This is a genomic window from Salana multivorans, from assembly GCF_003751805.1.
Classification (GTDB): Bacteria; Actinomycetota; Actinomycetes; order Actinomycetales; family Beutenbergiaceae; genus Salana; species Salana multivorans.
Genome location: NZ_RKHQ01000001.1, coordinates 952,594 through 964,609 on the forward strand (window position 1 = coordinate 952,594; position 12,016 = coordinate 964,609).

The 12,016-nt window shown below is 69.4% G+C and carries 9 protein-coding genes; 5 read left to right on the forward strand and 4 right to left on the reverse strand.

Going from position 1 to position 12,016, the window contains the following annotated elements; genetic code table 11:
- Positions 1–70 precede the first annotated feature (70 nt).
- Genes EDD28_RS04380 through EDD28_RS04390 form a run of 3 tightly spaced genes read right to left on the reverse strand, consistent with a single transcriptional unit; the run spans position 71 to position 2,852 of the window.
- Positions 71–1,276 carry a hypothetical protein gene (locus EDD28_RS04380; RefSeq protein WP_148059542.1) on the reverse strand — a complete coding sequence of 402 codons (1,206 nt, stop codon included), beginning with the start codon at positions 1,274–1,276 and terminating at the stop codon, positions 71–73.
- Positions 1,273–2,163, reverse strand: coding sequence for a cytochrome c biogenesis CcdA family protein (locus tag EDD28_RS04385; protein ID WP_123738501.1), 891 nt, complete (start codon positions 2,161–2,163; stop codon positions 1,273–1,275). The genes EDD28_RS04380 and EDD28_RS04385 overlap by 4 nt, the downstream gene beginning before the upstream one ends.
- Positions 2,164–2,168: 5 nt before the next feature.
- Positions 2,169–2,852, reverse strand: a complete 684-nt coding sequence (locus EDD28_RS04390) for a DsbA family protein (RefSeq protein ID WP_245967911.1) — start codon at positions 2,850–2,852, stop codon at positions 2,169–2,171.
- Positions 2,853–3,031: 179 nt separating this feature from the next.
- Between EDD28_RS04390 and EDD28_RS04395 the strand changes: the two genes are divergently transcribed.
- From EDD28_RS04395 to EDD28_RS17265, 4 genes are all read left to right on the forward strand, one after another.
- Positions 3,032–3,586 (forward strand): hypothetical protein, encoded by a 555-nt coding sequence (locus EDD28_RS04395; RefSeq protein ID WP_245967912.1) that lies wholly within the window; start codon positions 3,032–3,034, stop codon positions 3,584–3,586.
- Positions 3,583–3,972, forward strand: coding sequence for a BlaI/MecI/CopY family transcriptional regulator (locus EDD28_RS04400; protein ID WP_245967913.1), 390 nt, complete (start codon positions 3,583–3,585; stop codon positions 3,970–3,972). Before EDD28_RS04395 ends, EDD28_RS04400 begins: the two co-directional genes overlap by 4 nt.
- A complete protein-coding gene (locus EDD28_RS04405) occupies positions 3,969–4,949 on the forward strand; it encodes a M56 family metallopeptidase (RefSeq protein ID WP_123738502.1) in 981 nt (326 codons plus the stop codon). Before EDD28_RS04400 ends, EDD28_RS04405 begins: the two co-directional genes overlap by 4 nt.
- A 209-nt stretch (positions 4,950–5,158) precedes the next feature.
- Positions 5,159–5,374, forward strand: a complete 216-nt coding sequence (locus EDD28_RS17265; protein WP_123738503.1) for a three-helix bundle dimerization domain-containing protein — start codon at positions 5,159–5,161, stop codon at positions 5,372–5,374.
- Positions 5,375–5,728: 354 nt separating this feature from the next.
- On the opposite strand, the gene EDD28_RS04415 is transcribed toward EDD28_RS17265, so the two are convergent.
- Positions 5,729–9,298: a DUF7507 domain-containing protein gene (locus tag EDD28_RS04415; RefSeq protein ID WP_123738504.1), complete on the reverse strand. Its 3,570-nt coding sequence runs from the start codon at positions 9,296–9,298 to the stop codon at positions 5,729–5,731.
- A 416-nt stretch (positions 9,299–9,714) separates the two neighbouring features.
- Here EDD28_RS04415 and EDD28_RS17860 point away from each other — a divergent pair, with 416 nt between their 5' ends.
- Complete coding sequence (locus EDD28_RS17860) at positions 9,715–11,574, forward strand: helix-turn-helix transcriptional regulator (protein ID WP_170169352.1); 1,860 nt, start codon at positions 9,715–9,717, stop codon at positions 11,572–11,574.
- The last annotated feature ends 442 nt before the right edge of the window (positions 11,575–12,016 follow it).

Sequence of the window (12,016 nt, forward strand, 5' to 3'; positions counted from 1 at the left end):
CGCGCCGACACGATCGCCCGGGCCGCGCCGACCTGCCGTCGGCCGGCTCGGGCTCACCGATGACCAAGGCTCACAGCCCGGCGTCGCCCGCACCCTCCGGCTCGTAGACGGTCGCCACGAGGTAGCCGCGGTCGTGCACGAGCACGCTGGCTCCGTTGGGAGCGATCTGCCAGGGAACGACGATGGCGCCCTCCCTCCCCGGGTCGTACGCCTCCGCCACCGCTCCGGTGATGACGTTGTGCACCCGCAGCACGTCACCCTCGCGCAGGTAGAGGAGAACGCCGCCCAGCGCCGCGATCGTCGTTCCGGGCGCCACCGTCTGTGACCACAGTGCTTCGCGGTCGCGGTCGAACGCCTGCAGCGTCGCCCCGTCGAGCGTGACGAGAGCACCGCTCGTGGCATCGACGGCCACCTCGGTGACGCTCTCGCTCAGGACTGCACCGGAGCCCAGGTCGATCAGTACGCCGCGCGCATCCGCCGGGTCGGACACGGTGAGGATCACCAGCCCCGGTGCCGGCGGAGCCTCCGGCGAGGCTGAGACGGCGCTCGAGCCCCACCCATGGTCGGCGAGCTCGACACGCCAGAGCTCGGAGTCATCGGCCGTCGCCCGCGCGACCAAGGCATCGGACTCGACGGTGAGCACGACGCCGCCGTACTCACCAACGAGGCGGACCTCCCCGGAGGCCGTCTCGGCTACGGCAACCCGACCGGTACCGGGATCCAGCGCCGTCCGCGGCCCGGTCTCACCCATCATCCCAGCGGGCGGAGCAGCGAAGACCAGGCCGGGGCCCTGGTGCGGCCCGGACACCTCGACCGGACCCCACACCCTTCTCCCCGTCGCCAGCTCATAGGCCGTCGCGGTGACCGCGGCTAGCGCCTCGCCGGTGGTCTCGGTGTCGGTGAGCACAGCCAGAGCCCGGCCTGCTCCGTCGGTCGTGACGACGAACCCGGCACAGCTCGCCGGCCGCTGCGCCGACCACAGCACCTCGCCGGTGTCCGCCAGCGCCGTGAACTCCAGGACCCCGTCGCGCTCGGCGCCGCCGAGATAGATGCCATCGGCATACTGCGGCTCGGTCACCCATCCGGGTTCGACCACCCGCAGCTCCTCGTCCGGGATCGGGAGTCGCATCTCGCTGATGTCGACGGCCGGCAACAGCTCTCCGACGACGCGGGGCTCGCGTTCCACCTCGGGTGAGGGCGAGCCGCACCCGACCAGTAGGAGCGTTGAGGCGACGACGAGAGCGGTGACGGTGCGGGGCCGGGGTCGACGACTCATTGCTCGTTCCCACCCTGCTCGACGATCGGGGCCTCCGGACCGCCCGAGATCAGGCCTCCAGAGCCCCGGTCCCGCCGTAGTCGCCAGACCCAGACCAGGAGGATCGCGCCCGCCACCATGACGACGACGAGGACATCAAGGACCGGACCGCTCAGCTGGGCCACCCGTTCCTGCAGCCACGCCTGTGCCGCGATCGGGACGAGCTCCGGCGTCCCAACGAGGCCGTTCGTCGTCCAGAACACGACGCCGACGACCATGATGAGCAGGCCGCTGACCACGGAGGTCGTGTGCAGCCGCCGGCCGAGCAGCGTGAACGAGCGGCCCCGGAGGACCCGCTGGCCGCGGGCGCCCAGCCGCCGCCACAGCAGGGCGACGAGAAGGAGTGGCACGACCATGCCGGCACCGTAGACGGCGAGCAGCAGCGCTGCGGCGAGGGTGTCGCCCCGGGCCGCCGCCAGCGTCAGAACCGCGCCGAGGATGGGCCCCGCGCAGAAGCCCGCGACTCCGCTGGCCGACCCGAGCAGGAGTGTCTTGGCGATACCCGTGCTGGCCGCGGCACGCGAGTGCAAGTCGGGGCCGGGCAGCAGCCGGGCCGGGTCGAACCCGAAGCCGAGCGCCTGGGCCGCACCGAGAACGATCATCACCAGCGAGGCCACGAGCACGACCGCCTGGCGATGGGTCACGAAGAGCGCGCCGACTGTGCCGGCGCCGACGCCGAGCGGCACCAGCACCGCGAGGAGCCCGAGGTAGAACACGGCCCCGTGCAGAAGCAGCCGAGGTCCCGTCCCGACCGTCGAGGCGAAGAACGCGGGTAGGAGCAGCGCTCCGCACGGGCTCAGCAGCGCGAGCGCGCCGCCGAGGAAGGCGGCAAGGAGCCCGATGTCCATCCCGGTCACCTCGCTGCGGCGAGAGCGGCCGCGAACGCGTCGAGGAACACCGCCGACGGCTGCGCGCCGACGATCGGCTGCCCGCCGAGGATGAAGGCGGGGGTGGAGTAAGCGCCCAGGTCGATGCCGAGCTGGGCGTTCTCGGTGATCTGCGCGACCGTCTCCGCCGAGGCCAGATCGGCGGTGAAGCGCTCGACGTCCAGACCGAGCTCCTCGGCAAGCGCGATCAGCGCCTCGTCGCCTAGCTCGTTCTCGGTACGGGTGGCACCGCCCTCGAACAGACGGTCGTGGTACTCCCAGAACACGCCCTGCTTTGCTGCGGCGTACGAGGCGCGAGCCGCGCGCTCCGATGCAGGCCCGAAGACGTTGACGTCGCGCCACTCGATCCGCAGCTCGCCAGCATCGACGTGATCCATCAGCAGCGGCAGCGTCTCGGCACTCCACCGCGCGCAGAATGGACACTGGTAGTCGGAGAAGACCACGAGTGCGACGGGCGCATCCACTGGTCCCACCGCGAGCAGATCGTCCGCCTCCCGACGCTCGGCCGACCTGAGGTCGAGCTGCTCGGGTCCCTGCACCTCGGTTGGACCCCCGGGAACGGGCGCTGTGGCTGCCGGCTCCGCGCCGGAGTCACGGTTCCGGCTCATCGCGAGCACCAGTGCGACGATGACGGCGGCGACGGCAAGCACTGCGACGGGTACCAGCCAGGAAGGGTTCGAAGAACGACGCCTCCCAGACGCACGGCTCGGCTGGACAGGCACGGGCACTCTCCCCACATCACGACAGTGCGTCCCGATGAGGACGCCACGCTCTACTATCGCAGATAGTCGACTAAGGCGGATAGTCGACTCGTGGCACAATGGGATGGATGCTTCCCCTCTCGGAGTCACGCAGCCGCGCCACTCAGCGGGGCCTCGCGCTGACTCTTCACGCTCTGCGGGCCTGGACCGCGCGTGAGCTGTGGGTCGCGGTTACGGCGGGCCTCGCGGTCACCCTCGTCATCGGACTGGCGACGGTCCTGATCCCCAACCCGGCCTTCGGTCGGGACGTTCCGCCGGTGTGGTGGAACTACCCGGTGTGGCTCCTCACCTCGGCCCTGTCAGGCATGCTCGTCGCCACGTACGTCCGTCCCGCCTCTGAGGACCCGGCCACCCTCTCGACCGCCCTCGACGACGAGGGTCGACGAGCGAGTCGCATGGGCGTGGCCGGCGGGTTCCTAGCGTGGTTCGCTGTGGGTTGCCCCGTCTGCAACAAGCTCGCACTCCTGGCCCTCGGCTACTCGGGGGCGCTCACGTGGTTCGCCCCCGTCCAGCCGTTCCTCGCGGTCGGTGCGATGCTTCTGACGGGCGCGGCGTTGGAGCGGCGACTTCGGGGCCAGATCGCCTGCCCGGTGAGCCCCGGCCGACTCGAGGACGCGCGGTGAGCGACGAGTCTGGCGCGGCCCCGAGCCGGTTCGGGCTGGGGGCGCTCGAGGCGCAGGTGATGGACGTGCTGTGGGACAACGGGCCGTCGACTATCCGCGAAGTGATCGACCACCTCGCCTCCCACCCCGCCTACACCACGATCGCGACGGTGCTGACCAACCTGGATCGCAAGCGTCTGCTGACGATCACCCGGCAGAACCGCTCGACCCGGTACGCGACCCGGACCAGCCGGGAACAGCACGCGGCCGAGCAGATCGAGCAGGTCCTTCGAGCGAGCCGCGACCGCAGGGCGTCGATCCTCGAGTTCATCAACTCGATGCCGCAGGACGACCTCGACCTCCTGCGCAGCTACCTCGACGACCACGACCGGGGGAAGGAGCCGTGACCGCACTCGCGCTGACGGCCCTCCTCGCCGGCGGACTGATCACCCTCGCCATCGCCGGCCCGTGGCTGCTCCGACAGGCCGCGCCGACACTGGTCCGCATCCCACGGCTGGCGATCGCCCTGACCAGCACCGGCGTCGTCGCATGGCTAGGGTCGCTGCTCGCGGTCGGCCCGGTGCTTGCCTGGGCCGGCTCCGGGCCCGCACTGCTTCCAGAGCCTGCGGCCGCCGTCTGCCGTAGGTGTCTGGCCGCAGCCACCCCATTCGGGCTCGACGCTTCCAGCACCGCGGTCCCGGCCGCGCTGCTCCTGGCGCTGCCCGCTGCGTTCGGGCTCACGCTAGCCACCAGCCTGGCCTCCCACGTGCTCCATCGGGAGCGGCGATCCCGCCACGCCGCCGAAGGCCTGCTCCTGGCCGCGCGACGACGGATCATCCGCGGGCACACGGTCTCCGTCATCGACTCGGACCACCCGTTCGCTCTCGCGCTCCCACGCCGACACGGTGGAGTCCTACTGTCCACCGGAGCCCTCGCTACGCTCGACGCGGTCGAGCTGGACGCCGTCCTGGCCCACGAACAGGCACACCTGCGCCAGCACCATCACGCCATCAACATGCTCGTCACCAGCCTTGCCGCACTCCTTCGGTGGGTCCCGCTGATCCGGGCCGCGGCCGACGCTCTGCCGCACTACCTCGAGATCGCAGCTGACGACCAGGCACGTCGCCGCACCAGCACGTCGGCGCTCGTCAGCGCCCTGGTCAAGCTCAGCAACCCATCCGGACACAGCGTTCCCCCGCACGCCCCCGCCGAGGCTCTCCATGCTGCTGCCGGTCCCAGCCGGGTCCGCCAGCTCGTTCAGCCCGCGGTCGGACCCACCGGCACGATCCCGACTGTCCTAGCAGGCCTCTACGTCGCCGCCCTCGCGGTCATCGGCGCGGCGGCGCACGCGCCCTACCTCGTGGCAGCCCTGACCGGCTGCTGACGCGCGGACCACGCCAGGGCTAGGGGTGCCGGTCAACAAGACCGACACTCAGGGCAGACCGGGCATGGAAGGAAAGGACGAGATCACTCGGCGCGGCGGCACCCTCCGCCGGCGCCCAAGGGCTCAACACGATTGCGCTGGCTCACCTGCGGATCTAGTCTGACTACGCCGTCAACTCAGTGGCAGCTTCCCGAGGGAGTGGCATCACGATGGTCCGCGCAACGCGCGATTTCGACCGCAACCGGACGGTGAGCACGGTCGTCGAGCGGATCCACACGCTCCATCCAGAGCTCGACAAGGCCGCGCTCAAGACTCGAGTCGAAGAGAGGGTCCTCACTCTCTCGGACGCCCCGATCACGGACTTCATCGACGTCCTGGCTGAGCGCTCCGTCCGCAACGACCTCCACCTCCCGCCAACTAACTAGGCAGACGGATGGCCGGGTTCCCGGCGGCGGTCGCGATCGACCGCCACTCGGCACCTGGCTAGACGACGCGTCATCCGGGTGAGTCTCCTACCCCGAGCAGGGCGCGTGGTTTCAGCCACGCGCGCCGACCGGGCCCGCCGAGGTCTCTGCGGCTCTCGGAAGAGCGCAACCGATCGTTCTCAAGAGGCCCACGCACCCAGCGAGGTCACCCAGCACACCGGACACCTCGGTCAGGCCGCGCAGGCGGAGGCTCTTCCATCATCCGGAGGCGATGAAGGGTGCGGCTCCTGAGAAGGAGCCGCACCCTTCATCTAGGTCGGCGCGTGCGGAGGGGGGAGCCGCACGCGCCGGGCCTTAGGCGCGCGCCTTGCGAAGACGCAGGGCGGTACCGCCCAGCGCGAGCGCCGTGAGCGCGACGAGGGCTAGCCCCACGGTGTTGGCGGCACCGGTGGACGGCAGAGGCTCGGTCGCCTTCGGGCTGGGCGTCGGGGTGATCTCGACACGGGTCGTGTCGTCATCGGTGACGTTGGGGCCCTGGGGCGGGACCGCGGTGACAGTCGCGGTGTTGTTGACCTCTCCGGCGTTGATGTCCTCCTTGGTGAGGGCGTACGTGGCCGTGGCCACGACGCTCTCGCCCGGCGCAAGGGTTCCCGGGCTGAGGGGCCACTGCCCGTACGTGATGGCAGTGAGTCCCGGCAGCTCGTCGGTGATCACGACGTCGCGGAGAGTCGTGCTCCCGGTGTTGGTGACGGTGAAGGTGAAGGTGACGAGATCTCCCACCTTGCCGGTCGCGTCGCTGCCCAGGCCGCCGGTCTTGACGATCTGGATCGCCGAGACCGCTTCGACGGGGACGGTCTCGTCGTCGACATCGCTCACTGGATCCCCCTGCGGCGGGAGGCCCGTCACGGTGGCGGTGTTGTCGACCCGAGCGGCGTCGACATCAGCCTGGGTCAGCGGATAGGTCGCCGTCGCCGACACGGACTCCCCCGAGGCCAGGCTGCCCGCGGCGCCCGGCCACTCACCGAACGTGATGGCGCTGAGACCCGGAAGCTCGTCGGTCAGAACGATGCCGTCGAGCGTGACGTTTCCCGTGTTCGTCACGAGGAAGGTGTAGATGACGAGGTCACCTGCCGTCCCCGTGGCGCCGGCTTCGAGCGCACCGGTCTTGACCAGGTCGATCGCGGGGACGTGGGGGACGGGCTGCTCGTGCTCGTCCTCGTCGTCCACGGGCGGACCGCTGGGGGGATTCCCCGTGGTGGTCGCGGTGTTGTGGACCTGTCCGGCGTCGACGTCGGCCTGCGTCAGGGTGTAGGTGGCCGAAGCGGTCACCGACTCGGCGGGCGCGAGGACGCCCGCTTCGGCCGGCCAGGCGTCGAACACGATCTGCGAGAGACCCGGCAGGCTGTCATGGAGCTCCACACCGCTCAAGGTGACGTTTCCAGCATTGGTGATCGTGAAGGAGTACCGGATCTGGTCACCCACACCTGAAGCAGCTCCCTGCTCGAGGGCGCCGGTCTTGATCAGGTCGATCCGAGGTCCCTGGGGAACAGGAACGGTCTCGTCGTCCTCATCGTTGACGGGCGGGCCGCTGGGCGGGGTACCCGTGGCCGAAGCCGTGTTGTCCACCTGTCCAGCATCGACGTCGGCCTGCGTCAGGGTGTACGTCGCGGTCGCGACAACCGACTCCTCCGGCGCGAGAACACGCTCGAGGGAAGGCCACTCGCCGAAGGTGATGGCCGAGAGACCCGGAAGCTCGTCGGTCAGGTCGACTGCGGTGAGCGTCACGTTTCCGACGTTCGTGATCTCGAACGTGTACTCGACCAGGTCGCCCGCGACCCCAGTCGACTCCTCCGCCAGGCTGCCGCTCTTCACCAGCGTGAGCTGAGGCAGCTGCGGGAGCGGCTGCTCGTCCTCGTCCTCGTCCTGCACCGGCGGACCGCTGGGCGGCGTGCCGGTGCTGGTCGCGTGGTTGTTCACCACCCCGGCGTCGACGTCAGCCTGCGTCAGCGCGTAGGTCGCGCGCGCCTCGACCGACTCGCCGGGAGCAAGGACTCCCGCCTGCGCCGGCCACTGAGAGAAGACGATCTCCGACAGACCGGGCAGCTCGTCAGCGATGGTGACACCGGTCAGCGTGGTGTTGCCGACGTTGGTCACGGTGAACGCGTACTCGATCCGATCACCTGCGACGCCCGCGGCGCCAGCCGCCAGGTTCCCGGTCTTGACGAGCTCGATCGCGGGCGTGGGGCTGATGGTGACGGTCTCGTCGTCCTCGTCGCTCACCGAAGGGCCCTGCGGAGGAGTTCCCGTCGTGGTCGCGGTGTTGTCCACCCTCCCGGCGTCGACATCTGCCTGCGTGAGGGAGTAGGTCGCGGTGGCAGTCACCGACTCGCCCGCGGCGAGGACCCCCTGCTGAGCGGGCCACGGACCGAAGACGATCGCCGACAGACCCGGAAGCTGGTCCGTGACGGTGACATCACGCAGCGTGACGTTGCCGGCGTTCGTGACCAGGAACGAGTACGTGACGACGTCACCGACGCGTCCGGTGGCGTCTGCTGCGAGGGCCGCCGTCTTCACCAGCTCGATGCTCGGCGTCTGGGGAAGAGGCTGCTCGTCCTCGTCCTCGTCCTCGACCGGAGGGCCGCTGGGCGGGTTACCCGTCACGCTGGCGATGTTGTCGACAAGCCCCGCGTCCACGTCAGTCGCAGTCAGGACGTAGGTGGCCGTTGCGTTGACCGACTCCCCCGGCGCGAGGGTTCCGGGCTGAGAGGGCCATGACCCGAACTCGATCTCGGACAGGCCGGGCATCTCGTCGGTGAGGGAGACGGAGGTGAGCGGAACCGCGCCGGTGTTGGTGACGGTGAACTGGTAGCTCACCAGGTCGCCCGCCGCGCCTGTCGCTCCCTCGCTGAGCGCGCCGGTCTTCGTCAGAGAGATGCTGGAGCTGGGGTTGACCGGGACGGTCTCGTCATCGTCGTCCGCCACGGGGTCCCCGGCGGGCGGGGTGCCGGTCACGCTGGCCGTGTTCTCGACATACCCACGCGCGATGTCCTCCGATGTCAGGACGTAGGTCGCGGTGGCGCTCACGCTCTCCCCCGGCGCCAGCACTCCTGCGGCGGCGGGCCACTGGCCGAAGGTGATCTCCGAGAGGCCGGGGAGCTGATCGACGAGGGTGACCGAGCCGAGGGTGACCGCACCGGTGTTCGTCACGGCGAAGGAGTACTCCACCGTGTCTCCGGCGTAGCCGTAGGCACCGGCCGCGAGCTGCGCCGACTTCTGCAGGTCGATCTCAGCGCAGTTCTGGTTGACGATCTGCACCAGCGTCTGCCGGAGCGCGTCGAACCCGCCGACGTAGTAGTCGCTGCCCTCGACCGTTCCTGAGACCTGGCTGATGTTCTCGCGGAACTCGACCAGGCCAGCACCCGTGACGTTGTCGTTCACGCCGATCGGGATGACGCGCGTGCCGGCCGCCTTCAGAGCGTTCGCGCTGGTGACCGCCGCGTTGATCGTGGCGACATCGGTCGAGCTGCCGGGCCCCTGAGCGGGGCTCCCGTACTGCGTGGGGTTGCCATCGGTCACCAGGAGCAGCGCGTCGTACGTCTCAGGCGCAGACGTGACGGCGGCGAAGGCGCGGTCCCAGTTGGTCCCGCCCGCCCCCGACGCCGGACGCTGAAGGTCCGCCACGTGCGAGGAGATGAGCGAGATCCCCTCGGCATCGAGGGCGGTCAGCGGCAGGGCCTGGTTGGACGCGTCTGCCGTCGCGGGGGCGTCGGAGGCGAAGTTGTGCAGAGCGAGCCGGACCGGGTAGCCCTGAAGGTCCTCGGCCAGCGCCGTGAGAGCGGCCTTGGCCTGCTCCAGCTGAGCGTCCGCCACCGAGTTGGACAGGTCAAGGCTGATGGCCAGATCAAGATCGCATCGATCGGGCATCGCAGGGTTGGAGGCGACCGGGACGGTTGCCTCCACAGCCTGTGCGCTGGCGATGCCCCCCGCGAGAGCAACCGTGCTGGCGAGCGCAACGCCGACGGCGCGTCGAAGGCGCCGTCCTCGAGTCGAACCCGGCGATGCTGATGGCGGACTGCTTCTGCGTGGTTGTGACGTCACGATCGAGACTCCTAAGCGATGCGAACAGGCATGGGCGTCTCACCCCGTGTGAGCCCCCGGGTTCGATGGTTGGCGGGCCCCCGAGCTGCTGTCCTCCCGCCTCCAGGAAGATCACCCGTCACTTCACCCGTTCAGCGGGTGTCGTCTCATCTACAGATTGCAGACCGTTGCAACTCGTGCTCAAACGCGACACGCTCCCGCATGCGTCACCACAGAGCAGGGAGATGGGTCAGGATGAACACATGCGAAGAATCCTGGCCGCGGTGGGCCGCGCCCGAGAGCACCCACTCCAGGCGATCTCGCTGACTCCGGTGGTGACGCGCACCCATCTGGAGCTCGTGGACAGCGATCTCGTCGACTCGTTGACGCCTGTCGCCGTCGACGGAGACGGCACCGCGAGGACAACCTACGAGCTACCACCGGACCTTCGGCGATCGATCGAAAGAACCGGATCACCCTTTACCGAACGGGAGACTCGGGACATCCACCGCGCGTTCGCGAGAGCGCTCTCCCAGGAGATATCCGACCCCGAGGTCGGCCTCGCGCTGCGACATGCACGCTACGGCGAGGACTGGGACACCATGCATGCACTATGGGTACGACACGGACTGGGGCTGGTGACCCGGTCCGCCGAAATAGCCACATGGGCCTTTACCGATCTTCCGAGCGAGGCCACCAAGAAGTTTCCTTTCCTCAGCCTCGCTACGGCGATATTCGATCGCACGCTCGCTGAGTTCGACGCCCCGGACCGTCGTGCCACCATCCAGACGGTCGCACGACGCGCCTCCACCGCTATCCACGCCCTCTGGTCCAACCGCAGCGGTGCAGTAACTCTCCATCTGCTCGTTGGCCAGATCATCGATGAGCGCATCAACGGGTCGCTCAAGAAGGCGGCTCAGCTGGGGGCTCGCGTCGCAGCCGAGATCGAGAAGCAGACAGAGCGAGGAACTCTCACCGACCACGGGCTCCTCGCGTGGTGCGAGTTCCAGGTCGGCATGACCCAGCTACTTCAGGGCGACACCTCTCTGTCGAGGACCACCACCCGACGCGCCTACACAGCCGCGCTGAGCGGCGGGATCGACGCGGAGTACATCGTGGTCAACGCCGCAAGCCAGCTCGCTGTCATTCACGCGCTCAGTGGCGAGCTCAACGACGCCGAGGCCTGGGCGGATCGAGCCGAGCAGCACCAGTGCCACCCCTGGTTCGACCCGCTCGTAAGGCTCCCGGCACGGATCGCACGAGAGATGGTCAGCGTCGAGAGACTCCAGCCGTCACCGACCACGCTCGCAGCCGAGAGCGACTCACTCCGCGGCACCGAGATGTGGCCCTTCGTAGCCCGAACCCTCGCCAGGCGAAAGATCTACAACGGGAATGCGACCGGGGCCCTCCTGGATCTCTACCGGTGGCGATCGAACAGCCCCAACCACGAGCGCTTCGAGAACGAACGCCTGCTCATAGGACCCGAGGTCGAAGCACTCGTCAGCATCGGCGACCCCCACGACGCCACGAGATCCGCCGAGGCATTCTTTGCCAGACACCAGGCGCAACCCGAGGACACGCCCGGCGCTTCTCTTCCTTACGCGCGAGCCCTGCACCTGTCAGGGGACTCGAGACGAGCACGGCGGATCGCCGCGAAGATCGCGCGGTCCAAAAGCCCCCATCCGCTCATCGACGTCATCGAGGCCCGTCTTCTCCTCGCCGACATCGAGCGGTCGGCCAGGAGCTCGGCGACCCACGTCCCGCTCGGCCACCTCAACGAGGCGATCGACCACCTGGGCCTGACGCGACTGTACGCAACCGTCTCAGAGGATCTCCTGAGCACTCTCGGCCGCGGCCCGAATGGCGTCCTGGACGCCGCCCTCAGGCACATGGAGGCGACCGGACGTCTCTTTCCGCCTGCCGTCCAGCGTCCCGCCCTCACCCCTCGAGAGCTCGTCGTGCTCCGGCACCTCGCCGAGGGTCACCCTCTGAGCGACATCGCTCGCGATCTCGGACTCTCGGTCAACACGATCAAGACGCAGGCATCCAGCCTCTACCGGAAGCTGGGTGCATCGACACGAAGGCAGGCGGTCGATGCCGCCGCACGCGAGGGATTCCTCTAGGACATCTCGTCCTGACCGACGCACGTCCCGGTGTCGCCCCGCGGCGCCACCCGTCCACAGCGTCGTTGCCCCTGCTCGGCACCCGCGAGAGAGGTCCGGGCTGCTCGCCGGACCCGCAGCGGGGCTCGAGCCTTCATCACATGGGAGGAGAACACGTCGGGCTCCTCATCCCGAAGGTGGGTCGTGACGCTGGCAGTTCGTCGGTAGCGTGCGTGTCCCACCCTCTTCGCTGGCCAGGGGGTCGGGTGACAGGTGAGGACGATGAGTGCAGCCGACATGAGCACGCGGCCTGGGCAGGAGTCGGGGCTCGGGGGCCCGACCGGGTTGCAGGAGTCCGACGTGAGACGGCGAGGGCCGGTGGGGCGGGCCCTGGCCGCGCGACCCTGGGCGTCCGACGTCTTGTGGAGCGTGGTCGTCCTTCTCGTCGGCGGTCTCGGCACGC

Bases quoted from the DNA above. Each gene is read 5' to 3' on its own strand.
- EDD28_RS04380 (WP_148059542.1), bottom strand. From the start codon at position 1,276: ATGAGTCGTCGACCCCGGCCCCGCACCGTCACCGCTCTCGTCGTCGCC.
- EDD28_RS04385 (WP_123738501.1), bottom strand. From the start codon at position 2,163: ATGGACATCGGGCTCCTTGCCGCCTTCCTCGGCGGCGCGCTCGCGCTG.
- EDD28_RS04395 (WP_245967912.1), top strand. From the start codon at position 3,032: ATGCTTCCCCTCTCGGAGTCACGCAGCCGCGCCACTCAGCGGGGCCTC.
- EDD28_RS17265 (WP_123738503.1), top strand. From the start codon at position 5,159: ATGGTCCGCGCAACGCGCGATTTCGACCGCAACCGGACGGTGAGCACG.
- EDD28_RS04415 (WP_123738504.1), bottom strand. From the start codon at position 9,298: ATGCCCGATCGATGCGATCTTGATCTGGCCATCAGCCTTGACCTGTCC.
- EDD28_RS17860 (WP_170169352.1), top strand. From the start codon at position 9,715: ATGCGAAGAATCCTGGCCGCGGTGGGCCGCGCCCGAGAGCACCCACTC.